Below are 25,531 nucleotides of genomic sequence, written 5' to 3'. Positions count from 1 at the left end.
CTGATAAATATAAAAAATTAACCATAAGGAAAACATAAAACAATGAACCAATATTTTGAATGCATTGATGAAGTGAATAATAAATTTTGGTATATCGAGCAAAAAGATAACCTTTACACGGTGCTTTACGGTGCGGTTGGAACCGAAGGACAAAAGCACACGAAGACCTTTGCCTCGCAGGCGGAAGCAGAAAAAGAAGCCTGCAAAATAATAAAATCAAAAATCAAAAAGGGTTATCAAGAAAAAACCATACCAGCAACGCTATTGCCAGCGATATCCCGATTGAGTCAAATTGTCAAAATGCCCGATGCCCCAAAACCGAAAAACCACCCCAAACCCACAACACCCAAAGATGTGATTGATGACGGTAAAGAAAAACCATGGTTTTACCTCGACGAATGGGTTGATGAAGGTGAACCTAACCCATTTGATTTTGACGAGTTACGTAAACCCTCTGTAAAAAAAAACATATCAAAATCAACCAATACATCGGTTAGTCCATCATCCGCAAAATCTGTGATTGAGTCGCCGCCAATACACGTGAGTCAATCACCCAAAAGTAGCAAAGAATATCTGGATTTAAGAGAATTATCTCGAAACTATATAAAACAGGGCGTGAATTTTGATGTGGTAGCAACATTTAAAGAATTGAAAACATTAAGTCCGTCTATAGAAGTATTTAATACCTTAGTCAAAAATACTGTAGGAATTATATTTTCAAAATTTATAGAGAAAATAGCTCCGATACATTTTGATTGCATTACTTATTTTTCAACAATTCTTGATCCAAATATTCAAATAGCTGAACGAGAATCTAAAGGTGTATTAAAATATATTTTTAATCGTTATCAAACCTGTCCTGTTTCTATTCATCATCTGGCTGAACAATATCTTACCGATTATCCGGTACAAATGGTGGATAAAATAGTTAGCGCATTACAACACATTGTTGACACAATTCGAGCTGGTGGTGAAGATAATATTCCAGCTTACAAATTACCAAATCATGTTTATGGTTTTTATATTACCTTCGATGAAGGATATCTAAGAATACTCGCTTTAATTCGAGGCGAGAATCCCAAAAGTTATCGATCGTTTGCTATCAATGATCTAGAGTATAATGCGCTTCAGTATAGTGATCAGATAAATAATCAATATTTTATCCCACTACTTACCGAAAAACTCCAGAAAATGCTGGATAGTGGTTTTTTTGAAGGTATTACAGATCATTATTTTAGAATTGCTTTCTGCAATAAGGACAATATTTTTATCGAAACACCAATAGAACAAACCTACCGACAAACCAAGATACTTGAGCTTGAAAGAGACCTAAAATATCTGGAGCAATCAGATGAATATGATGTAGATTTGCTAACTGACACGATTGATGAATATTTTGCCTATAATGGCATTATTGATAATTATGATACCGATAGAATTTTAGCATTAATAAAAAAATATCTTTATTCAGGTGAGAAAGAGGCTGAATCGAAAGGATGTTCTCTGTTAACAAAATACTGCAATCTTGATTATAACAAATGGCGTTTAGTTGATTTACAGTTTGAATGGGAAAATTTTGCATTTAAATATGCAGATGTACATATCAAATACTTAGTTGATAAAGGATATGAACCAGCAATTCTACAAAAACAAACGTGGGATAAGCTGGGCATTAGAGATAGCAAGCCAGGAAAAAAAGACGATTCAGACAATCAATCAGAAACCGAACGTTTTTATGATACTTTTACTGAAAATGATGTTTTTTGTGAAACTGAAACCATTATCGCCAGAGCCATGCCAACGGGTGGTGAAATTTACTTACGCTTTAAACAAGAAAGTGAACAGGCATATTCCGATGCACTTGATTATTTAAATAACTTAATGGCAAAAGGTTATTCAAATATATTCGAGGGGCATTGGCTTCATATTTATTTTGTTGCCAAGCCTGAATACTATTCTGAATTCGCTAAATACGTTAAAAAATATGTACACTTTGAAGAATTAGAGCTAGGGGCAGGAGGAATAGCTTGTTGTTCACATGTCTTTTTCCGCAAAGCAGCCATGTACGAAAGTTTACATGATAAAATAAGAGAGTTTGTTGACTTAACCATGTATGAACTTGATTATAGTTTTGATTTACAAGATGAATATAATTCAGTCGCCGGAGCATTTGCTGCTATTGCCCTGGCAATGACGGATGTGAAACATATGGATTTGGCTATTAAATTTGCACTTGAAACCGATGGTGACCATGAATATTTGGCAGGTAATTTTGGTATTGTTCTTGAAAAATATTGGGGTATTACGCCCGAAACTGCGGTTGCGATTGCTCTATTGCAATTAACTCAAGGCCAACATATGTATGAGTTATCCAGTCAATTTTATAAAATTCCGCAAAATTTAGCTAGTTTGACCGATTATTACAGTATGAACGAGCCAAAAAATCCATATTGTAAATTGAGTTATTTAGTAAAATATCTTTTTGGTGAACCTGGTGATAGTCTTAAAAAGTTAAAAAAATTATTTAATAATGCAACGGATCCGCAAGAAAAGTTGATATATGCAGATTTTCATGATTTAGTTTTAGAAGCTCTTAAGGATGAAGATGAAGTTAGCGGTCAACCAATTATTTATAACATCTCACCTAAGCCAAAAAGCGACTCCGAAACGTTAATCATCGATGAGCAAGATTTTATCGAAAATCCACCTTGTATCATCACGCCATTACAAGCTAAAAAGCGGGAGTTTGATGTTAGAGAATTATATACTTATGATTCATCATGGAAAGCAATTATTTTTGCACCATTAACGATAACGAATCCCTACATTTTCGACGCTATTATCCAATTTTATAAAGTGCAGAATAAAATAAATCCCGACTCTACTATTATTTGGGGTGCAGAACAGGCGTATTGCTTTGGAAAAAAAATCGTGATTGATTTCAGTGGCACCCCTTATAAGGTGGGTATGGGAATTTATGGTAAAAACCAAGCTCAACTAATTTATGGTGTAATGGATTTTGCTAAGATTGCTGTTGCAATGAACAAACAAGCGCCTGATAAAGAAAAATTACTCGCCCTGCGAAAACAATACTATTACTTCGACAGTCCCAAAGGAAGCCCAAACATTGATTACTCCAAGCCCGGTATAATGTATTTAGATGAGGCTTTAGGTGCCGGGATTTATAAGGATGATAATTATCGGGCAATCAAACAGCTTGAAAAAATCACCTCGGATATGGGCGAAGTCTATGATGCCTCACTGCTGTTTATGGCATATATGCAGCAGAAAAAACTAGATTATGCCATGGAGACACTACAAAGAAAACTCGATACTACTGAACTAAAACAGGTGTACCAAACAGCACAAAAACGTCTGCCACAATATCAAGAATATTGGCAGGAAAAGTTAGCGAAATTATAATTAATAAAAAGGCTTACTAATTGGGGCTTATGCCCCAATAAACAGGATAAATTCAAATTATTCTGATAAATATAAAAAAGATAAGTATAAGGAAAACATAAAACAATGAATCAATATTTTGAATGCATTGATGAAGTGAATAATAAATTTTGGTATATCGATCAAAAAGACAATCTTTACACAGTGCTTTATGGTGAAATTGGAACCGAAGGACAAAAGCATACCAAGACCTTTGCTTCGCAGGAGGAAGCAGAAAAAGAAGCAATAAAAATAATAAAATCAAAAATTAAAAAGGGCTATCATGAAAAAACCATACCAGCAACGCTATTGCCAGCGATTGCCCGATTAAGTCAAATTATCAAAATGCCCGATGCCCCAAAACCGAAATATCACCCCAAACCCACACCACCCAAAGATGTGATTGATGACGGTAAAGAAAAACCGTGGTTTGACCTCGATGAATGGGCTGATGAAGGTGAACCGAATCCATTTGATTTTGAAGAGTTACGTAAAACAAACATTAGCAATACGTCTAATTCAACTAATAGTCGAAATATTAATGAATTTAAAAATCTAAAAAATAAAGTACAAATACATATAGAAGAAGGTAATCGCTTTGGTTATCAATTCGAAGTCGTTGCTACTTTAGACAGGCTTAAAGCGTTAAGTTCGTCGGAAAAAGAATTTCAAAATTTAATTAAAGAATTTCTTGAAATGATATTTTCTGATTCTATTTGGCGGGTTTGCCCAATCCATTTAGAGCTATTAGCTTATCTTTTACCACTTAAAGAAGCAAATATTATGGTAAAAGGAAAAAATGCGCAAGGAGTTCTGAAATATCTTTTCTCTCATAATCCAAGCGATTTGAACATGATAAATATGTTGATTGAAGAGTATTTTAAAGGATTATGTGAAAATATTTCCGCTCAAATAATTCACTTTTTGAAAGAAATAGTGAATTGCATCCGCTCGGGAGGAAAAGGTAATATCCCCCCTTATAGACTTTCTAAAAAAAGCTATGGTTTCGGTATAAAAATAGAAAATTTCAGGGATAGTGGTATTTATAATTTAGTTCATAAGAACGATCCAACTTGCTATGCTCAATTCAGCTGTGATACACAAAATCATGAGTCGAAGTTAATTATAAAATATTTAACCCCTATACTTAAACATAAACTTGAAACTATGCTTAATGAAGGCTTTTTTGATGGATTAGCGACAAATTATTTTAAAATTACATTTATAGGCGAAATAGAGCCATTAATTGAAAAACGCATTAACGAAAGTTATCTCAAAGAGCAGTTAGAAAAAATAGATGAATATCTTCAACAACTCGAAAAATCCGATCTGTATGATGTGACGCTATTGTCTATATTATTGAGAAAATATTTAGATACTTCCTGCCTTATTCAAAAATCTTTTACCGATAGGATTCTAGCGTTATTAAAAAAATATCTTTATTCAGGCGATGAAGGTATAGAACACCATACGTGGTCTTTAATACCGACTTATGGATACTCTCAAACAGATTTTGCTAACGAGCTCAAACTCATTTCAGCTCAATATTTGTGGGAAAATTATCGATATGATTATGCTATAATGGAAATTAATGAGCTGGTTCAACGAGGATACCTTCCAGCAATTTATCAAAAAAGAGCATGGGAAAAAAAATTCATCACCGATGGATATAATAATTATAATTATGCTAATCAATCTGAAATAATGTATGATTATGAATCGTTGATAGAACAAGATATTTTTTGTGAAACGGATGCTATTATCGCTCGAGCCATGCCTGATGGTAATATCTATTTACGCTTTAAGTCAGAAAGTGAACAAGCATATTCAGAGGCACTTGATTATTTAAATAGCTTAATGGCAAAAGGCTATTCAAAAATATTTGAGGGTTATTGGCTAAGAATTTATTTCGTCGCAAAACCTCAATTCTACAGTGCATTTAACAATATTATTGAAGAATACCCAGCATTAGCCAGTGACTCTCATGCTTTTTTCCGCAAAGCAGCCATGTACGAAAGTTTACATGATAAAATACGAAAATTTGTTGAATTAACAATGGAGAAATTTCACCATTGTTTAGATCTCCAAGATGAAGATAATTCTGTCGCAGGCACATTCGCTGCCATTGCTTTGGCAATGACGGATGTGAAACATATGGATATGGCAATAAAATTTGCACTTGAGACCGATGATGAACACGAATTTTTGGCAAGTTATTTTGGCAAAATGTTGCAAAGACATTGGGGGATTACTCCAGAAACAGCGGTTGCGATTGCATTATTGCAATTGAGCTATCAAGAACAACCTAATTTATCCAGTCAATTTTATAAAATACCGCAAAATCTTGCGGCGCTGACTGATTATTTTAAAAGTGATGATATCCCTCATAAAAGTCGTAAAATTATTACTCTCGCTTCGAGCCTTTTTGGTAACGAAAAATATAGCTTAAAAAAACTAAAAGAGTTGTTTAGTGATGCGACTGATCCATTGGCAAAAGAAATTTATGCTGATTTTCATAATTTAGTTTTAGACGCTCTTAAGGAGGAAGGAGAAGCTAGCGGTCAGCCAATTATTTATAATATTTCACCTAAACCAGAAAGCGATTCCGAATCGCTAATCATTAATGAGCAAGATTTTATCGAAAATCCACCTTGTATCATTACACCATTGCAAGCTAAAAAGCGCGGGTTTGATGTTAGAGAATTGGAAACTTATGATTCCCCATGGAGAGCAATTATTTTTGCACCATTAACGATAACGAATCCCTACATTTTCGACGCTATAATCCAATTTTATAAAGTGCAGAATAAAATAAATCCCGACTCTACTCTTATTTGGGGTGCAGAACAGGCGTATTGCTTTGGAAAAAAAATCGTGATTGATTTCAGTGGCACCCCCTATCAAGTGGGTATGGGAATTTATGGTAAAAACCAAGCTCAGCTAATTTATGGTGTAATGGATTTTGCTAAGATTGCTGTTGCAATGAATAGACAATCCCCCGATACGGAAAAATTATTTGCACTGCGAAAACAACACTATTACTTCGATAGTCCTAAAGGAAGCCCAAACATTGATTACTCTAAGCCCGGTATAATGTATTTAGATGAGGCTTTAGGTGCCGGGATTTATAAGGATGATAATTATCAGGCAATCAAACAGCTTGAAAAAATTACGCCGGATATGGGCGAAGTGTATGATGCCTCACTACTGTTTAGGGCATACATGATGCAGAAAAAACAAGATTATGCCATGGAGAAACTGCAAAGAAAGCTCGATACTACTGAACTAAAACAGGTATACCAAACAGCACAAAAACGCCTGCCACAATATCAAGAATATTGGCAGGAAAAGTTAGCCAAATTATAATTAATAAAAAGGCTTACTAATTGGGGCTTATGCCCCAATAAACAGGATAAAGTCAAATTATTCTGATAAATATAAAAAAGATAAGTATTAGGAAAACATAACACTATGAATCATTTTTTTAAATGCATTGATGAAGTAAATAATAAATTTTGGTATATTAAGTAATAAGATAATTTAAATACGGCGCTTTAAGGTTGTAATAAGTTTCAACAGAACAGCCCTTTCTAAAAAATTGTTCTTGACATAATAAACATGTAAACAATAAGCAGTAAAATAGCTTCTATCCTCTCAAAATAAAAAAATAAGTTTATCGAAATTCAATTAAATAATACAAACTAATATAATTATTAAAATTTTAAAAAATTTCAGTAAATTAACTCACAATTAAAACTTTCAGTTCTATATATTTCAGAAAATATTTAAGTAGATTTGTATTTTAACTTAAATACAAGACTTATTTTCTAAATCATAAAAAATTCAAGAGAAAGACCCTATAAATAAATTTGTGTATTTGCCTATTTTTGAACTACTCTAACGAGTAAAAAATGGGTAGATATAAATGGACGAAAAAAACTAAGAGAAATGGCCGCAGAGCTCGCCAAAGGCATTAAAACTCAGGAAGATTTAGGCAAATTAACGGGCTTTATGAATAAATTGGTGATTGAAACGGCGTTAAATGAAGAAATGGCACAGCATTTAGGTCATGAAAAACATCAGAAAAAACAAGGTAGCAATACTCGTAACGGTTATAGTAAAAAAACGGTTATAAGTGATGATGGTGAATTAGAGCTAGCCATTCCACGAGATAGTGAAAGTCGTTTTGAACCTCAGCTGGTCAAAAAGCATCAAACACGCATCGATAAAATTAATCATCAAATTCTCTTTTTGTATGCCAAAGGTATGACAACAAAAGAAATTACCAACACATTCAAAGAGATGTATGATGTTGATATCTCTCCGACTCTGATTTCTAAAGTGACAGATTCAGTAAAAGAGCAAGTGGTCGAATGGCAAAATCGCCCACTTGAGAATCTGTATCCAATTATTTATTTGGACTGTATTGTGGTCAAAGTGAAACAAGATGGAAGTATCATCAATAAATCCGTTTTTCTTGCTCTAGCCATCAATATGGAAGATAAAAAGGAACTGCTTGGCTTATGGATGGCAGAAAATGAAGGTGCCAAATTCTGGCTGTCAGTACTCACAGAACTTAAAAATCGAGGTGTTGAAGATATCTTAATTGCTTGTATAGATGGATTAAAGGGCTTTCCGGATGCGATTAATGCAGTGTATCCTGATACTAAAATTCAACTCTGTATCATCCATATGGTGCGAAGTAGTTTGAAATTTGTGAGTTGGAAAGATTACAAAGAACTCACCAAAGATTTAAAGATGATATATCAGGCTTCAACCGAAGAACAGGCATTACAGGCACTGGCTCATTTTGAGGAGAATTGGGATGATAAGTACCCGTATATTGGTCAATCTTGGCGCAGACACTGGGAAAATCTCAGTACCTTCTTTGTTTATCCTCAGGATATTCGCAAAGCGATTTATACCACCAATGCGATAGAGTCTTTAAATAGTGTTATTCGTCATGCTATCAAGAAAAGAAAGGTATTCCCGGCTGATGACTCAGTTAAAAAGGTCATCTATTTAGCGATACAACAAGCATCTAAAAAATGGACTATGCCTATTCAAAACTGGAAGAGTGCGATGAATCGATTTATTATAGAATTTGGTGACAGAATGACTCGCCACCTCTAAATGGCAAATACACAAAATTTAGGATAGGGTCTTCTTTTGTTATTAGTCTTTTTCTTATATCTTTATCTTCAAAACAACTTATTAATCTTTTATTAACTAACTGGTATGCAAGTTGTTGACTTATATTTAGTATTTTCGCAATCTGTGGAATAGTAAAGTACTTGTCACTATAGTTGGTAGCTTGAATCCAGTTATTAAGTTCTTTTTTGGATACCGCTAATGCTTTTATATTATTGTAGTTATTACACTGTACTACCGCTATTTCTTGAGTTCTTATTTTATTTAATAGCTTTGGTAGGGGATTTTCTATTCTTGAACCTATTATTCGCATAGCTTGAGCAATAGTTACTGTTTCTTCTTCTATATCTACATGAACGTCTAGCAATTCTTTTAAATACTTTGATATATCAATTAAAGAAAACAACCATTGGGAACTATAGTCTTTCTTAGGCGGTATTGCTTTAGGAAAATGTCTTTCTATGATTAATTGATTAAGCTGTTTTTTAGTTATACCCTGTATTTGTATTGCCTGTTTAAAGCTTAATTTATCCTTTATTTCTTTTATATTTAATTCGATTGACGGTTTGTATAGTAATATGTATTTCCTAGTTACTTTTTGCTCTTCTAATATGGTAATTAATTTGTCTTTAATTGCCCACCTAATTTCTAATGGACTGATTTTAAATTCTTTAACTGCCTGATCAATGGGTATCCAAGGATGATTTTTTATTAAACTAAGACTAAATAGAATATTTCTATTCGTTAATTGCTTTTTCCAAAATTTCTTTATGTACTTCTCTATTAGGACTTTAAATGGTAAAAACTTATCATCTGTAAACTTTTTATAAAAAAGTTGATAAAATTTTATGAATACCAAGTTGCCCAGCTGATTTTCTAACCTATATTTTTTGTCTAACTTATTTAGTTGATCAATCAAACACCAGAACCCAGAAGCACCTTGTATACACATATCTGCAAAGACTATTATCTGTTCTCTTAATTGATCTAGAGTAAATTTAGTTCGTATATGACTATCTCTTATCTGTATTATAGCTTGTGGCAACCAGCGTAAAATAAATAAACAATAGTCCGTTCTTTCTGTAATTGTTAAGTTCAGGTCTTGTATAAAAGAATTTTTTACTAAGGCCGTTGTATCTAACTTATTTCCAAACAAATAATGTTGTAATACATTGACATTTTTAGGTGCTTTTATTACTGGCTGATACATTAGTTCCACACCGCAAGAACATTTACCCAATAAACCTATACTGTATTTAATATCTCTTTTACAAGAAGGACAGGTATCCATTAACCATACTTGATGTTTTAAACAAATAAATGCTGTTTTCATTTGCCATACTAGACGAAAATAATTATTTTCTTTAAGACATAAAGAGCAATACCGAATACTATTTAAACTCAAGTTCTCAATGGGATAATGATAGATTTTGTTATCTTTAATTACTTCATGAAACCCTGTCCAAGAAAGGTCTTTTAATATATTACAGGCTTCTATATGGCTCAGTATTTTGTTATAGGTAATTAAGCCACCTATAACGATTAACCTTCTGTAGGTATTATAACCATTAATTTCAGCTAATCTAATGAGATACCCCATAGGAGACTCATCTTGATAGCAGGTTGGACTAATAACAGGCTTAAAAATACTAAGTCTGCAACGCTCTTCTATACTTCCCATAAACTACCCTTTTGTTTTGGAATAGATTGCTTATAGAAAGGCATATCTTTTTTATCTAGTCGTTGCCATTTAAACTGGTGATTAAACGGATTAAGCTGTTCTTTACCCTGTATCCAAATACGTTCTGTAAACGCTTGTTCTAAGCAGTATTGAGTAATAGCCAGTAAGTTTTTATCTAGTGCTATCTCAAAAGCACCTAGTAGCAGTTTTACCATATATCTAAGTTGTTTATATTGGTTTTAGATACATTATCAAAACTAGTGTCACCATGCGCTACAAGCTCATAGGTCCCTTTTTGTTTTTCATTTTCTAATTCAAAATAACTGGATAATGTGGGCTGTGTATCTAAATCGATAAGCAGTACTTTCTTACCTACCCCACCCTTGGTTGAAACAATGGAAATAACTTTTGCACGGTTAGTGCTAGATAAAATTGTATTTTGCATGGCTCATGTCTCAATAAACAAATATAAAATTTGTATATTGAGTTTTTCATTACAAATCAAACACATACACTATATCAAATATAATGTACTAGAACAGTTGACTCTTAATCAATTGGTCATAGGTTCGAACCCTGTACGACCCACCAACTGCTACTCTTGACTTTCACGGGATTGCACTCCTGTGAAGTTAAATGAAAGATGTACGTGCGCTCACAATTTACGTACTCTTTCGGAATATACCGCCTACAGAAATTTTGCAAGATATTTCTTGTAATTTTTTTGTAGGCGTTGTTCTTTTCTCTTCTTTTATATCTAGCTAATTACTTACAATAACCTACTACTTATCTGTTATCTAAAGTGTAAGTTTTGGGTTGTATAGGATTCGAACCTATGATCAATTGGTAAAAGGTAACTGCTCTACCAACGGAGCTAACGACCCACATCTGTTTTGATTTGGTTGGAGTAGAAAGACTCGAACTCCAGACATCCTGCTCCCAAAGCAGGCGCTCTATTAAGTGCACTATAACCCACAATAATTCTGCAAACTATTTTTAAATACTTGATAATGAAAAGATGTATTATCCAATACAATTGATTGTAATAGATATAACTTTCCCTTTGTTAACACAAATACATTACCTAATACAATACACTCAAAGTTAAACAACTATGTTCATTACAAATATAGTTAATTAAGAAATTATCATTTTCTAAATAATTCAATGTTAAGTTTTTCAACAGCTTTATTTCCAATACACCTGATCTATTATCTCCTTGTTGGTTGATTATTTTAGCATCAGTAAAATCAAAAAATTGTTTTGCTTTAGGATAAAGCATTTTATATAAAGTTTCTTTGGCTGAAAAAATTAGGGTAACTTTTTTAGTAAAACTAAAATCAACATTAACGTTATTTAATTCCTCTGCTAAACAAATATTGGGCTGAATTTGCGAGGCTACTTCAGGCGTTAACCAACACTCTAAATCAAGCCCTAAACTATTTGCTTGGGTTATCGGTAATACTGCACAAGCGGCAATACCTTTAGCATGCGTAATAGAGCCAACAAAACCTGCTGGCCAAGCGGGTGATCTATCTTGCAAAATATCGACTGACTGCGTGCAACTATATTCTGCTAATAACTGTTTAGCTAACACACGCCCTGCCACAAACTCTGTTAATCTTTTTGGTACAGCATTCTTAAGCTGCGTTGGCATAGTAATTTGATAGATTTTAAATAACTCTTGTTGCCATCGTTCTGGGTAATAATGGCAACGCTTAATTTTTATTTGTTGAATAGTTATCTCATTAAACTGTTCAAGAAACATGGCATTCATTATGGTTATTGCTCTTTATTATCCTTAATATAATCAGCTAACCCAGCAATAATTATCGCTATTTGAAACTCAAAAAACTTTTCAAAATCTAACTGCTGCATTTGTGTGACCAATAAATTATAAGCTGGCTTATCAGCATTGCTGGGTATTGTAAACTGCTGCATTTGCTCAATAACTTTCGCAAAGTTAGCAGGTTGGCGGTAATACTCATACTCCCTACTAACAAAATCTTGCACCGCTTGTGCTAATAAAAAGAATGATTGAACTACAATCTTTTGCGGAAAACCTAATTTAGCTAAGCTTTCTAAACATTGGGTGATAAAATCAGTAGCAGCCCCCGCCACTGGGCCAACCATTTCTACCAACTGCAACCTAATAGGCTCTGCTATTAACCAACCCCTAAACTCATAAGCAAAACCTTTGCACCATTGTTGCCAAGTATCAGCAACGGGTACCCGTAAATCCCACGTTATTTTTTCCACCATTAAAGAGCGTAATTCATCAATGCTTTGAATATGGTAATACAAGGTCGGTGGTTTCACGCCTAAAGCAGCCGCCACACTAGTCATGCTTAATTGTTGTGAGGGTAACTTCATCGCTGCTTCGATAATTTTCTCGCGATTGATCCGTGTTGGCCTGCCCCTTGGCTCTTGCGGTAACTGTTGCTCATTAAGTTCGTATTTAGCCATTTATCTATTATTTTCTATCATTTTTCTAATGTCGTTCTAATGATAATATTTCTCATTATTATCTACAACCTATTTCTTTATGGCAAGCAAATATAGAAGGAGCTACTCCCTTGAAGACAATTATTAATGCTATTCTTCGCTATAGGGTTTTATGTCTTGTTATGGTAGCCATCATAACTGCCCTCGCTTTTCCACAACTTAGCAAGTTAGAAATAGACAACTCGAACGAAAGCTTCTTTCAACAAAATGACCAAACCAAAGTTCGCTTAGAAGAATTTAAAGAAACCTTTGGTAATGACGATTTTATTTTTATTTTAATCGATACCAAACAACCTATCCAAACCCAACACTTAAACCGCATTAAAGAGTTAGTGAGGGAACTGAATGATAAAGTCCCCTACTTAGATAAAATTACTTGGATAGGTAATGTCGAATCCATTACTGGCCAACAAGATACTATTAGTATTAAACCCCTAATTGATAACTTTAACTTATCTCAGCAGGAAATGCAGCAGCTAAGGGATAGCATAATAACTGACCCTGCTTATCATGATCGGTTAATTGCCAAAGATGGAAATACCGTTGGCATTTTACTTGAATTTATAAACTACCCTGACGACAGTGTTAACCCCCGCAAAGAAACACCGCCTATTGTTGAACAGGTGGTGGCTAACTATCCAGACCTAACCACTTATATTGTGGGTGCGCCTGTGATGAGCTATCAAATAGATGCTGATACCGCACAGGAAGGCCCCATCTGGTTACTGATTGCTTTAATAGCGATGACTTGTGTGCTCGCCTTTACCACCCGCAGTGTTATTGGTGTAGTTATTCCATTAATTACGGTGTTTATTGCGATTATTTGGACAATGGCCTTAGTGGCAATATTTGGCTTTAAACTTAATATGTTAATTATTATGCTGCCTACCCTATTACTTTGTGTAGGTATTGGCGATACCATGCATGTGATTGCTGAGTTTATGCATTTTTATCTACAAGGCACTACTCCACACGAAGCTATTCAAAAAACTTTAGCAATTATTTATAAACCACTTATTCTAACCACGGTTACTACAGCGGTTGGTTATTTATCTTTTGTATTTACTGACTTAATTCCCCTTAAGGAATTAGGTTTTCAAGCAGCATTAGGCGCCTTTATTGCGCTATTGGTTACCTTTATTTTTGCGTTACCTTTATTGTCTTTTACAAGGCTAAAACCTTCGAATAAAACCATTGTGGTGGATGGTAAAACTAAACGTTCAAAAGATTTCTTTGATCGCTCGTTAATCTTGATGTGCAAAATGGTTTTGCTCTACCCTAAATCAATTATCATTGGCTTTACTATAGCTATTTTATTGGCTGTCTTTGGTCTAACACAATTAAAAATAGAAACTGCCTTCATTCACGATTTGCCCACAACAGACCCATTACGCCAGTCTTTTGAGTTTGTGGATGAGCGTATGGGTGGCTCCATGTCCATTGAGTTTATGGTTAAAACCCATAAAGAAGATGGCGTAAAAGAATTAGCCACCATAGCAGATATTGAAAAACTACAGCATTATCTCAATAGTCATCCAATGATTATGCAAACCTCTAGTTTTTTAGATCAGCTGAAACAAATGAATCGAGCAGTTCACGAAAACCAACAAGACTTTTATAAACTTCCCCTATCCCAAGCACAAGTAGCAGAATACTTATTACTCTATGAATCAGGCGGTGGCAAATTATTAGATCAGTTTGTTAGTTTTTCTTTTGATATGGCACGTATTCAAGCACGCACTAAGTCACTAAAACTAACCGATATTCAAAAACTAGAAAATGATGTTAACCATTTTGTACAACAGCAAATGCCCAATAGAATGATTGAAGCAACGGGTGGTTTAAGTATTCTTAGTGCAGTAGCCGATTATTTAGCATGGGGGCAATTATTTAGTTTTACCTATGCATTTATTGCCATTGCTATTGTGATGTCGCTGGCATTACGCTCGATTAAATTAGGTTTAATTGCAATGGTGCCTAATTTACTGCCTATTTTATTTAGTCTTGGCCTTATGGGATTAACGGGCGCTAAACTGAATATGATTATGGTAACACTCGCCCCACTTATTCTAGGGGTTTCTATTGATGACACTATCCATTTCTTTAGTCGCTATCAATACTACTTTAAAAAATATGGTTGCTATAAAGAAGCCTATTTGCATACGGTTTCCAGTGTTGGGCGCGTATTATTTTTCACTACTCTAGTGATAAGTGCTGGCTTTATTGGCTTTGCTTACACTAAATATGATGGGCCTTTTATCTTTGCCCTTATCTCTATCTTCGCCTATAGCACCGCATTAGTTACTGATTTTTTAGTAACCCCTCTTTTATTTTCTATTTTTAAACCATTAGGCGCTGAAACCCAAGATAACCAACTTTCAGATAAAGCTTCCCTAGAGCAGCTTGTTATTAATCACTCATAGGAATCAACATGAAAAAATATTTACTTATCTTAATAGCTGTTTGTTTTTCTTTATCTTGTTATGCAGATAACTTAACAGGCCGAGATATTGCGGTATTAGTGGATAATGCGGATAGTTCAAAAGATACCCATCGTTATGCAGTGATGATGATAGAACGGGGTAATCAAAAGCTAATTCGTAAAATGGAAATGTGGGTAAAAAAGTACGGTAAAAACCGACATTCACTTAATAAGTTTATAGAACCGATTGATATTCAAGATACTCAATTTTTATCTTGGTCATATGATGACCCTAAAAAAGAAGATGATTTATGGGTCTACTTTCCTTCAGAAAATATGGTAAGGCGTATTAGTGGTGGTGGTAAAAAAAGTGCCTTTATGCGTAGTGATTTTGCTTTAGAAGATATGGAGTATCGCCATGTAGACAGCGACACCCATCAGTTTATTAAAATGGATACTATCAACAACAGACCAGCTTATGTTATAGAATCCACAGCTATCCCCGAAAAACAACATGAAACTAACTACAGCAAAAGACGTATTTGGGTCGATAAAGAATATAACCTACCAGTAAAAATAGAATATATCGACCAAAACAATAGACTAACCAAAACCCTGCAACAGGGTGATTTTAAACAAATAGATAATATTTGGACGCCCACCAAATTAGTGATGCAAAACAGCTTACGTAATACACGTACCCTTATGCAATATTCAGATACACAATACAACACCAATATTGCGGATAATATTTTTGATCAAAATAAACTAAAACGCTAAAGGAATCGTAATGGTGCTTTGCAAACGACTGCCTTTATATAGTTTTTTTATCTTATTAATAAGCTGTTTTACTGTTTATGCAGATGATACCTTTGATTTTAATTTAAACGAGCAAACAGAATTTAAAAAAAATTGGCGCTTCTCTAATACCCTAGAAAGTCGTAATAGAAAATTTACTAATCAACAGCGTTGGCTATCTACGAGGCAACGCTTAAACAGCAGCTTATTGTATGAGCAAGAGACATGGAAAGCTTATATCAATACTTACCTTGATTACGACCCTAGCACCTATCGTTATCAACCAACCACGCGCGCTGATTTAAATGAAGCCTATATGGTTTTTCATGGTTCAGCTATTGATTTACCTGCTACCCAATTAACCATTGGCAAACAAAGAATCACTTGGGGTACAACAGATGGACGCAGTACTATTGACCTACTAAATGCCACCTATCTACGGGATCCTATTGCCAATGGTAGAACCATTCAAAAGCGCCCTTCCTGGTTAATGCGTTTAGAACAACAGTTTTCCTTTGGTGCAGTTGACTTAGTGGTTATGCCCTTTGGTCGTGAACGCAAACTGCCTAAATACGGTAGCCCTTGGGAACCAGATTCTTTCCACCAGTTAAGAGAATATGAAAAATCAGGTTTAATCCAATTAACTAAAAAATATAACCCCCATAAACCCGAACTAGGAGCTAGATTTACCCAATATAATCAAGGTTATGATTGGGGCTTTGCCTACTTTGAAGGTTATTCTGATTTACCCTCAGCTAAAGTAAAAGGCAACAACCATATTTTATTAGAACCCACTAAACAACGTACATGGAATATTAATGCCGCCATCAGTCAAAATAGTAATACCTACCGTATTGAAGCGGCTTATACAGACCAACTGCCCGTTTATGATAAGCAAGGATTACTTTATTTTTCTGAACTACAGCAAGTTATCTTAGGTTGGGATAGAAACTTTAATGATAATCTGTACGCTAATATTCAATTATTTTGGGATCACTACCCTAACTATAAAGATAACTATGGCGCTACCTTTGCTGTTAATAAACCCTTTTTTAATGACACATTAACATTGGGTGTTAGCGGCTTTTACGGTTATAACAATGAACACTCAGTAGAAACTTATGCGGAATACGCTTATAACGACCATTGGACCTTTATTGCTCGCCTCTATGTACTGGGTGGTGGTCATTCACAAAGCCTATTCCGCTCCTATTCCAATAATGATTTTATTGAACTAGGTTTTAGATATTTCTTTTAAGCAACTGAACTTATCACTTGCTTACTTATCATTTCCTTATCGGGTAATTCTTGTTGTAATTGAGTGATAACTAGAGCCAAAGCATCGGCCACATCAATACTCGGTTGATCTGAACCGATTAATGGATAAAAAGTTAAATATAAGCGATTACTATTGGATAAAGAAGTACAGGCGATAATTTTATTATTCATCATAGCCCCCATTAAATCTAGCGGCTCAGAATTAATAGAGGCAATCATTTCAATAAAAGTAGCCCCTATTAATGTGTTTACTTTTTTAAATAAACGCCTGTTATTAAATGAGGTATGGGTAAAAGAAATAGGATCATCTTTTTTCCCCACTAACTTTTTAGCAATAGCAAACTCTAAAAAACTATACTGACTAACATCTAATTTAGTATCGCGAAATTCCTTTACCCATGCATCTATATTTTGTGCAATATCTATTAATGATTGATTAGCATTCATGGTTACGGGTACATAAGCAATATAGTTACCTAAATACTGGTTACGCATTTTGGGCGTTAAAATATCTGATAACATTCGATAACTAATCATCTCAGCATTGGCTAATTGCTTTTTATGCACATTAAGCCAATAAAAAGTTTTTACTAATAATGCACTAATAAGGCTATTAGTGTTTACGTTAGGATAATATTTTTTGTAGTAATTGATTAAAGAATTTACATCATAGTAACGCATGATAGGGTTACGTAATTTTTGCTGATATTCTGCTAAGTTCTGCTTAATTTGCTCATAAGAAATAGAGTAATTGCCCGTATCTTTTATTTTATAAGTAATAATTTTAAATAGATTAGCCACATGTTTATACCATGGCATTTTTATTAAACAATCTGCCTTAGCAAAGCTATAAACATTCTTACTGGCTAAGGTAGTTAAATTATTTAACTTAGTGATTATTTTTTGCTGCCCTTGTAAATTACCTTCTACTAAGGCGTTATAATAATCTATTAACCAATTTATAATTAGCTCTGCTGCCCTTGCATCACAATAAGTATGATTAACTGTTTGAGCAAAAATATAATTTTTTTCATCGCCATTAGTATCACTTTCTAATAACGTAAAAAACATTGGGAACTCATCAAACTCTTTAGATGTATTAAAAATAGAAGCAGAAAACTCAGCAAAGCGTTGTTCTATATCTGCGCATTGCATATTGATTAATGGGGGTATGTTTATTGATGTTTTTTGCCATAATGGTTCACCATTACTAGCAACTGTGATTTTATATTGAAACTTATTGATGGCACCCAGTATTGCCGTACTACTTTGTTGTAACTTCTGTTTATCAATGGTTCCTTTAAAACGATAACCTTTAGAAAATAAAATACCACAATGGTGCATCATTGCTTCTAAATAAATCTTCCCTACAGCCATAGTTGCTCCCTAGTGTTTACTTGCTATTTAATGATTAATACTTTGAGCTTGCCAGAGTTGTTGATATAACTGGTTATGTTGTAATAGATCGTCGTGCTTACCACAACCAACTATTCTGCCCTGATCCAATACAATAATTTGCTCGGCATAACGAATAGTGTTTAAGCGGTGCGCTATCATTACTACCGTTCGCCCTTGGGCTAATTTGGTAAGTGCTTGCTGAATTTCATATTGCGCAATTGGGTCTACTGAAGCAGTCGCTTCATCTAATAATAAAATAGGGGCATCTTTTAATAATGCTCGAGCTATCGAAATACGTTGTCTTTCGCCACCTGATAAACCACTGCCCGTTTCACCAATAGCTGTTTGATATCCATGCTCAAGATTATTTATAAAACTGTCACAATAAGCCGCTTTACAGGCTTGCTCTATTTGCTGTTGGGATGCAGTAGGATTACCAATGGCCACATTCTCTAAAATACTGCCTTGATGTAATAATACTTGTTGAAAAACTATACTAAGACATTGGTAAAGTCCTTCTGTACCAATGTCACCAATAGCTACCCCACCTATGTTAATTGTCCCCTGTTGTGGTTCATAAAAGCGTGCTAATAAGTTTAATAACGTGGTTTTTCCCGAACCTGATGGACCAACAATAGCCGTTAAAGTACCCTGTGGTACAGTAAAACTTATATCCTGTAAGATTGGTTTTACCTCATAACTAAAACTGACATTTTCTAAGGCTATAGTAAAATCACTAACTTGTTTAGGTGTTTGTGGCTCTTTTAAGAGTGGTGTATCTAACATCTGTTGTAGGCGAGTTTCACTTTCAATCGCATAACGAAAAATAGTAATGCTTTCGGGTAAGGTTAATAGCGGTTGCAGTAGTTTATGGGCAATTAAAATAAATAATAACCAATCCAATGGTGTTATTTGTTTAGCGGTAATTAAGTAAGCCATCACTACTAGCAGAGCTACTAAGCCAAACTCAACCAGTAACCTAAATAACATAACAGCACCACCACCGAAGGCTTCTACCTGCAAATTACTGTCTTTTAATTTAATAAATTGTTGGTTGAGTTTATTAAGCCATAGTTCTGATTTATTAAATAAGCGTAAAGTTCTAATACCCATGATAAACTCAACCAATAAGCCAGAAATCTGCGCAAATAGTTGTTGTTTTTGTTTGCTCTGAATTAAAAAATACTTTTTAACTTTTTCTAAAATAATAACTGCTACAGGCAGAGGGATAATTAAGGCTAATGCCAATTGCCAGTTATAGCAGGCTAATACCATAAACATTACTAAACTGGCACAGCTAGCCGATAAAATATCTGCCACTGAATGGGTGAAAATACCTTCTAACTTTTTAACATCACTGGTTACGACTTCGGTTAATTCACCTACTCGCTGGTTTTGTATTTCACCTAGTGGCATCGCATGTATTTGATCGATTATTCTTTCTCGATAGCCTGCAATAATATGGTAACTACCCACAAAAGATTTTAAATAGCCATAATAACTCGCTAGTAACTGCACTATTAAAACCACTACCAAACTAATTATTACAACCACCAAACTGATAATCAATTGTTGTTGAGTCATACCATTTAGATGCTGATAGATATAGCTAAACCATAGGTAAGCAATAAAGAAAGGCAGTAAATCAAAAATACGTTCTGCTATACGCAGTAATACGCCTTGATAAAACATTTGTGGTTTTCTACCACTGTATTTAATAACACGTTGTAACGGGGTAAACCATTTTATAATCATTGCTGTTTACCCTCTTGACTAACAATACTCCAATCCATTACCGTTTGCTGTTGTTGCCACATGGTTTGATAAAAGGGATTATGGGCGATTAATTGTTGGTGTTGACCTACTTCTTGTATATGCCCTTTTTCCATAATAATAATTTGCTCAGCAGATTCTGCCCCATAGCTATTATGGGCGATAATTAAAATGGTTTTGTGGGGATAATAAGTGCGTAATGCCTGATAAAAGTTCTTTTGGGTAATATTATCAGCAAAGGCGGTAGCTTCATCTAATATCAAAATATTAGTATCCATCAATAATGCCCTTGCAATAGCTAAACGTTGCCGCTCACCTCCCGATAGCTTTAAGCCTTGCTCATTCACTACCGTTTGATAGCCATCAGGTAAACTATTAATTAATGACTCAGCTTGCGCTACTTTTATAGCAGTCGCTAATTGCTGTTCACTAATCTCTTTATTAGCAAAACACAGATTATCTAAAATGGTTCCTTGAAAAAGAAAAGGTTCTTGAGTAACTAATCCTATCAGCTGTGATCGTTGTTGATCAGATAACTGTTGTAGTGGCACACCTGCAATGGTTACTTCTCCCTTGCTAGGTATTAACAAACCTGCCATCAATTGCGCAACGGTAGATTTACCAGAGCCAGAACTACCCACTAATACAGTCACTGTAGCAGGTGCTAACACTATGTTTACATCAGTAATGACTTGCTGTTGTTGATAGCTAAAACTAACATTTGATAACTGCAAGCTAATAGGTTCAGCTAATGATAAAGTGGTGTTATTATTAGCTGATTTTAAGGATAAAATAGGTATTAAACGCCTTAAACCTGCTAATACTTCGGTTAATTCCGAACTAAGCTGATTAACTTTCATTAGCGGTCTTAAAATACCTGCCCCTAACATAATGGTTAAGGCAATGGCTGATAACTCAATATCACCACGGATAAATAAAACAATACCAACAGGTAAAATAAACAGCACATTAGCACTTAACAAAGAGGCAAATACTGACCAGCCACCAATAATTTTATGGGTAATCACTTGGATGGTTTGATAATAATTAGCTAACCGATTACGCATCTGCTCAAAGTGCTTAACGTTTAAATTAAACACTTTCATTACCGCAATATTACGCACATACTCCACAGTGGCACTGTCTAACTCGGCGGCCATGCCCATATAGGTATCGTAATCCTTACTCATACCACGCATTATCCAATTAGAAATTAACATTACCACAGGGGCAATAACTAACGCTGCCAAGCCTAAACGCCAATCAAAATAGAACAGAAAAATACTACTCACCAAAGGGCATACTATTGCAGCAAGTCCCTCTACCGTATGGTGAGCTACAAAAGTTTCAATACGTTCTACATCTTGAATGATGGCTTGTCGTAACTTGCCTGATGGATGCTGTTGTAACCAAGGTAATGAGGCATAAGCGAGTTTATTTACCAGCTTGTAACGTAGCTTAGTAAGGATTGAATAAGCCGCTTGATGGCTAAGGTAATAAGCAATGCAATAAAAAATATAACGCAGTAAAACTACCCCTGCCATAACTAACGACAACTTAATTAAATAATAAGCAGTTACTGGCTGGTAATTGATAATTGCACTAAATACCTTATACAAAATTAAAAAAGGTAGCAACTCTGCAATAGCTGCCAAAATAGTTAACACTACTGTCCACAGTAGATATTTCTTTTGCGAGTTTAATAGCGTAATAGCCTGTTGTTTATCTTGTGATAAACCAGAAATCAACATGATAGGTAATAACCTTAGTAAGACAAAAATAAGCTAAAAAATAGCCCTTTCTAAATAACCATTACTACCCTAAAAAGATTAATTATTATCCAAATCAGAATAATTCTTATTTATAAAATATTTTCAAAAAAATTTATTGTTAAAAAATAATCACTTAAAAACAGAAAAGATATACGCCTTAAAAAAATAGAACCGATAAGGATATTTTTGACTGATAGGGGGAGAACTTTTTTAACGAAACCTTTACCTTATAAATGATAACTATTCTCATTTATAAAATATCTAATTAGCCTAATCAAATGGAATGTTAAATAAATAACGGCTTATTAAATAAAGGTTACCCCTATGACTCAATTATTAGAAGTAACAACTTGGAGTGCAGAGCAGCAAACGCAGTACTTATCACTTGGTTATTGGCATAAACTTTCGCTTAGTGCTGAGTTAACTAATTGGTGTAAACAATATACAGATAATATAGCCATTATAGCTGGTAACAGACAGCTTACCTATCAAGCACTTGGACAGCAGGTTGAGCTATTAGCCGCTGGTTTTTATCAACTAGGCGTTAAACCAAAAGATCGTGTGCTATTACAACTGCCTAATTGCATAGGTTTTGTTACTAGCCTATTTGCCTTAATTCGCATAGGTGCAGTACCTATTCTAGCTATGCCATCACAACGACAACAAGATATTCATGCGCTTTGCGAATTGGCTGAACCAAAACTTTATATTGTTCCTAATAAATTTTTAGGTACTGATTACCAACCATTAGTAGACGATATAACAAGCAGTTTTCCTACCATTCAAGTTATCAATATAGATACTGAGCAAGACCCTGAAATAACGCTAACAAACTATCATAGTTCTCTACCTTATGAAGTTACTGAAGCTTATTATTTAGACCCCGCTATTCTATTATTATCAGGTGGTACTACAGGTACACCAAAACTTATTCCCCGTACCCATGCAGATTACTGCTATAACGCTAGAACCATGGCGGATATATGCCAAATTGATAGTCATAGTGTTTACCTAAATGTGTTACCTATTGCCCACAACTTTTCTTTATCATGTCCTGGTTTATTAGGTGTGCTGTCAAAAGGCGGTAGCATTGTGTTAAGTAAAACCACTAGCTTTGATGAAGCCTTTACCCTAATTGAACAGCATAAAGTAACCATTACCGCGGTAGTGCCTCCCCTCGCCCAACTATGGGCTAATGCGCGCGAGTGGGATGATACAGATATATCCAGTTTGCAACTTATCCAAGTAGGTGGCTCACGTTTAGAAGCCAGTATTGCTAAGCAAATCAAACAGACAATGAACTGCCAACTGCAACAAGTATTTGGTACGGCTGAAGGGCTTATTTGTTGCACCCGCTTAGATGATAGCGATGAAGTTATTTTCAACACGCAAGGTCGCCCTATTTCTCCCCATGATCAAATATTGATTGTTGATGAACATGATCAGCCAGTTGCAGCAGAGGCAACTGGTGAGATGATCACCAAAGGGCCTTATACCATTCATGGCTACTATCGTGCTGCTAAACATAATAAAACCAGTTTTACTAAAGATCATTATTATCGCATGGGGGATTTGGTCAGACTTACCTCAGAAGGCAATGTGGTTGTTGAAGGACGCATTAAAGAACAAATTAATCGTGCTGGTGAAAAAATTGCCGCCGCCGAAATCGAACAAAAATTAATAGATCATCCACAAATAGAAAGTTGCGCGGTTGTCGCTGTGAAAGATGAGCGATTAGGTGAACGCACTTGTGCCTTTATTATTACTGATAACAAACAAATTACTTTAACAAATATTAGAGATTTTCTAAAACAACAGGGAATGGCTCTCTATAAATTACCTGACCAATTAGAGCACCTGACTAGCTGGCCACTGACCTCTGTAGGAAAAATTGATAAACGTCGCTTATCTACTATTGGTGAACAACAAATGAAAATTAATGAATCACAACATTATTTTGAACAAACTATTAACTTAACCACCCCCCCCCTCGATATAGCTGTCGCCCTTATTAATACCAATCTAAATCAACAATATGCAGTTTATGAACACAATGGCGAATGGTCAGTAGGTCTAGGCAATGCCGCTCAACTAATCGTTTATCCCGATAAAACTATTCTGCACTATGATGGGCAACAACAGCAATGGAACAAACTAGAAATTATTGACAATATTAATGATGCACTTGCCACATTACCTATTGCAAACTGGCGGGCCTATGGTGCTAGTAAATTTGAATTAGCACATATTTTTCACGACCCAGATTATCTACCAAATAATGATGAAATAGTATTACAGCTATTTATTCCCGAGCAGGAAGCAAGATTCACCCAAGGCCAAACCCTACTAAGAAGCTTAACAGAGCAAGGCTTAAGCCAATTAACTGCCACCCTTGAGCAGATAGATAAACAAAATCACTCAGCTAGTGATGCTAAAAATACCTTTGCTGATAGTGAAACGACTATTCGCCAAACTGATGCAGCGCTTTATAAAGAAAAAGTAGCTATAGCAGTTAATGAGATCAAAACAGGGCAATATCAAAAAATTATCCTTTCCAGAAAAGTACCTATTCCTGCAGATATTGACTTAATAGCTAGCTACCAACTGGGACGTAAACACAATACCCCTGCTCGCTCGTTTGCTATTAATTTTAATGATCTACAGTTAATCGGCTTTAGCCCAGAAACCGTAGTGGAAGTTAACCACCAAGGCATAGTGACCACCCAACCATTAGCAGGCACTAGAGCCTTAATAAAAGATGATCCTGAACAATCGAATAGGCTTTACAACGAATTAATTAACGATACTAAAGAAATTGCTGAACACGCTGTTTCAGTAAAACTAGCCTTTGAAGAATTAGAACCTGTTTGTGAACAACAAACAGTGACTGTTCCCCAATTTATGACTGTCTCTAAACGAGGCACCGTACAACACTTAGCCTCTCGAGTTAAGGGTAAATTAAAACCTAACTTAACCGCTTGGCACGCTTTTAAATCACTATTCCCCGCAGTTACCGCCTCCGGCATACCGAAGCGTGAAGCACTTGCAGCAATCCGCCAACACGAAACCACTAAACGTGGCTCCTATAGTGGCAGTGTAATGATTGTAGATAGTAATGGTAGCTTAGATGCCGCCTTAGTACTGCGCAGTCTTTATCATCAAAATGGGCAAGTTTGGCTACAGGCAGGTGCAGGGATTATTGACCAATCACAACCTGAGCGTGAATTAGAAGAAACCATAGAAAAACTAAGCTGTATCTCGCGCTACTTAGTAGTCAAGGAGCAACAAGTAATGACAGGGACGGAGGGTTAA

General features: G+C 35.0%; 15 protein-coding genes, 1 tRNA gene and 1 pseudogene. 8 read left to right on the top strand and 9 right to left on the bottom strand.

The features are described 5' to 3' along the window. The first annotated feature begins 42 nt into the window (after positions 1-42). The 4 genes and pseudogenes from GYM74_RS03955 to GYM74_RS03945 all read left to right on the top strand — a co-directional run bounded on the left by GYM74_RS03955 (position 43) and on the right by GYM74_RS03945 (position 8,574). Entirely contained in the window at positions 43-3,423 is a 3,381-nt protein-coding gene (locus tag GYM74_RS03955; protein ID WP_220219192.1) for a DUF6138 family protein, read from the top strand. Between the two features lie 105 nt (positions 3,424-3,528). Beyond that, a pseudogene (locus GYM74_RS12370) lies at positions 3,529-3,720 on the top strand (WGR domain-containing protein); the annotation flags it as partial. A gap of 120 nt (positions 3,721-3,840) precedes the next feature. After that, positions 3,841-6,807: a DUF6138 family protein gene (locus GYM74_RS03950; RefSeq protein WP_255556200.1), complete on the top strand. Its 2,967-nt coding sequence runs from the start codon at positions 3,841-3,843 to the stop codon at positions 6,805-6,807. Positions 6,808-7,389: 582 nt separating this feature from the next. Then, positions 7,390-8,574: an IS256 family transposase gene (locus tag GYM74_RS03945; RefSeq protein WP_220219190.1), complete on the top strand. Its 1,185-nt coding sequence runs from the start codon at positions 7,390-7,392 to the stop codon at positions 8,572-8,574. Here GYM74_RS03945 and GYM74_RS03940 read toward each other — a convergent pair. The 6 genes from GYM74_RS03940 to GYM74_RS03915 form a co-directional block, all read right to left on the bottom strand. Continuing rightward, a complete protein-coding gene (locus tag GYM74_RS03940) occupies positions 8,537-10,273 on the bottom strand; it encodes a TniQ family protein (protein WP_220219189.1) in 1,737 nt (578 codons plus the stop codon). The genes GYM74_RS03945 and GYM74_RS03940 overlap by 38 nt on opposite strands. Further along, complete coding sequence (locus tag GYM74_RS03935) at positions 10,261-10,488, bottom strand: hypothetical protein (protein WP_220219188.1); 228 nt, start codon at positions 10,486-10,488, stop codon at positions 10,261-10,263. The genes GYM74_RS03940 and GYM74_RS03935 overlap by 13 nt, the downstream gene beginning before the upstream one ends. Continuing rightward, positions 10,482-10,718, bottom strand: coding sequence for a ParA family protein (locus GYM74_RS03930; protein ID WP_220219187.1), 237 nt, complete (start codon positions 10,716-10,718; stop codon positions 10,482-10,484). Before GYM74_RS03930 ends, GYM74_RS03935 begins: the two co-directional genes overlap by 7 nt. Before the next feature lie 367 nt (positions 10,719-11,085). Continuing rightward, a tRNA-OTHER gene (locus GYM74_RS03925) sits at positions 11,086-11,157 on the bottom strand. Between the two features lie 200 nt (positions 11,158-11,357). Continuing rightward, complete coding sequence (locus GYM74_RS03920; RefSeq protein ID WP_220219186.1) at positions 11,358-12,050, bottom strand: 4'-phosphopantetheinyl transferase; 693 nt, start codon at positions 12,048-12,050, stop codon at positions 11,358-11,360. A 5-nt stretch (positions 12,051-12,055) separates the two neighbouring features. Continuing rightward, positions 12,056-12,739 (bottom strand): TetR/AcrR family transcriptional regulator, encoded by a 684-nt coding sequence (locus tag GYM74_RS03915; protein WP_220219185.1) that lies wholly within the window; start codon positions 12,737-12,739, stop codon positions 12,056-12,058. Between the two features lie 110 nt (positions 12,740-12,849). Between GYM74_RS03915 and GYM74_RS03910 the strand changes: the two genes are divergently transcribed. The 3 genes from GYM74_RS03910 to GYM74_RS03900 are packed head-to-tail and all read left to right on the top strand — an operon-like array spanning position 12,850 to position 17,256. After that, positions 12,850-15,201 (top strand): RND family transporter, encoded by a 2,352-nt coding sequence (locus GYM74_RS03910; RefSeq protein ID WP_220219184.1) that lies wholly within the window; start codon positions 12,850-12,852, stop codon positions 15,199-15,201. An 8-nt stretch (positions 15,202-15,209) separates the two neighbouring features. Next, positions 15,210-15,980, top strand: coding sequence for an outer membrane lipoprotein-sorting protein (locus GYM74_RS03905; protein WP_220219183.1), 771 nt, complete (start codon positions 15,210-15,212; stop codon positions 15,978-15,980). A gap of 10 nt (positions 15,981-15,990) precedes the next feature. After that, positions 15,991-17,256 (top strand): hypothetical protein, encoded by a 1,266-nt coding sequence (locus GYM74_RS03900; RefSeq protein ID WP_220219182.1) that lies wholly within the window; start codon positions 15,991-15,993, stop codon positions 17,254-17,256. Here GYM74_RS03900 and GYM74_RS03895 read toward each other — a convergent pair. The 3 genes from GYM74_RS03895 to GYM74_RS03885 are packed head-to-tail and all read right to left on the bottom strand — an operon-like array spanning position 17,253 to position 22,198. Then, positions 17,253-18,653 carry a hypothetical protein gene (locus GYM74_RS03895; protein WP_220219181.1) on the bottom strand — a complete coding sequence of 467 codons (1,401 nt, stop codon included), beginning with the start codon at positions 18,651-18,653 and terminating at the stop codon, positions 17,253-17,255. The two genes, GYM74_RS03900 and GYM74_RS03895, sit on opposite strands and share 4 nt — an antisense overlap. Positions 18,654-18,680: 27 nt before the next feature. Then, positions 18,681-20,429 carry an ABC transporter ATP-binding protein gene (locus tag GYM74_RS03890; protein ID WP_220219180.1) on the bottom strand — a complete coding sequence of 583 codons (1,749 nt, stop codon included), beginning with the start codon at positions 20,427-20,429 and terminating at the stop codon, positions 18,681-18,683. Further along, positions 20,426-22,198, bottom strand: a complete 1,773-nt coding sequence (locus GYM74_RS03885; protein ID WP_220219179.1) for an ABC transporter ATP-binding protein — start codon at positions 22,196-22,198, stop codon at positions 20,426-20,428. The genes GYM74_RS03890 and GYM74_RS03885 overlap by 4 nt, the downstream gene beginning before the upstream one ends. A gap of 345 nt (positions 22,199-22,543) precedes the next feature. On the opposite strand from GYM74_RS03885, the gene GYM74_RS03880 reads away from it, so the two are divergent. Continuing rightward, positions 22,544-25,531, top strand: coding sequence for a salicylate synthase (locus GYM74_RS03880; RefSeq protein WP_220219178.1), 2,988 nt, complete (start codon positions 22,544-22,546; stop codon positions 25,529-25,531).

It is taken from the genome of Gilliamella sp. ESL0405 (assembly GCF_019469205.1).
Taxonomy (GTDB): Bacteria; Pseudomonadota; Gammaproteobacteria; order Enterobacterales; family Orbaceae; genus Gilliamella.
Note: the sequence above shows the minus strand (reverse complement) of the source record. Positions and strands in the feature narration are given on the sequence as shown.

Coding starts and splice junctions, on each gene's coding strand:
- GYM74_RS03955 (WP_220219192.1), top strand. CDS start 43: ATGAACCAATATTTTGAATGCATTGATGAAGTGAATAATAAATTTTGG.
- GYM74_RS03945 (WP_220219190.1), top strand. CDS start 7,390: ATGGCCGCAGAGCTCGCCAAAGGCATTAAAACTCAGGAAGATTTAGGC.
- GYM74_RS03940 (WP_220219189.1), bottom strand. CDS start 10,273: ATGGGAAGTATAGAAGAGCGTTGCAGACTTAGTATTTTTAAGCCTGTT.
- GYM74_RS03935 (WP_220219188.1), bottom strand. CDS start 10,488: ATGGTAAAACTGCTACTAGGTGCTTTTGAGATAGCACTAGATAAAAAC.
- GYM74_RS03930 (WP_220219187.1), bottom strand. CDS start 10,718: ATGCAAAATACAATTTTATCTAGCACTAACCGTGCAAAAGTTATTTCC.
- GYM74_RS03920 (WP_220219186.1), bottom strand. CDS start 12,050: ATGAATGCCATGTTTCTTGAACAGTTTAATGAGATAACTATTCAACAA.
- GYM74_RS03915 (WP_220219185.1), bottom strand. CDS start 12,739: ATGGCTAAATACGAACTTAATGAGCAACAGTTACCGCAAGAGCCAAGG.
- GYM74_RS03905 (WP_220219183.1), top strand. CDS start 15,210: ATGAAAAAATATTTACTTATCTTAATAGCTGTTTGTTTTTCTTTATCT.
- GYM74_RS03900 (WP_220219182.1), top strand. CDS start 15,991: ATGGTGCTTTGCAAACGACTGCCTTTATATAGTTTTTTTATCTTATTA.
- GYM74_RS03895 (WP_220219181.1), bottom strand. CDS start 18,653: ATGGCTGTAGGGAAGATTTATTTAGAAGCAATGATGCACCATTGTGGT.
- GYM74_RS03890 (WP_220219180.1), bottom strand. CDS start 20,429: ATGATTATAAAATGGTTTACCCCGTTACAACGTGTTATTAAATACAGT.
- GYM74_RS03885 (WP_220219179.1), bottom strand. CDS start 22,198: ATGTTGATTTCTGGTTTATCACAAGATAAACAACAGGCTATTACGCTA.
- GYM74_RS03880 (WP_220219178.1), top strand. CDS start 22,544: ATGACTCAATTATTAGAAGTAACAACTTGGAGTGCAGAGCAGCAAACG.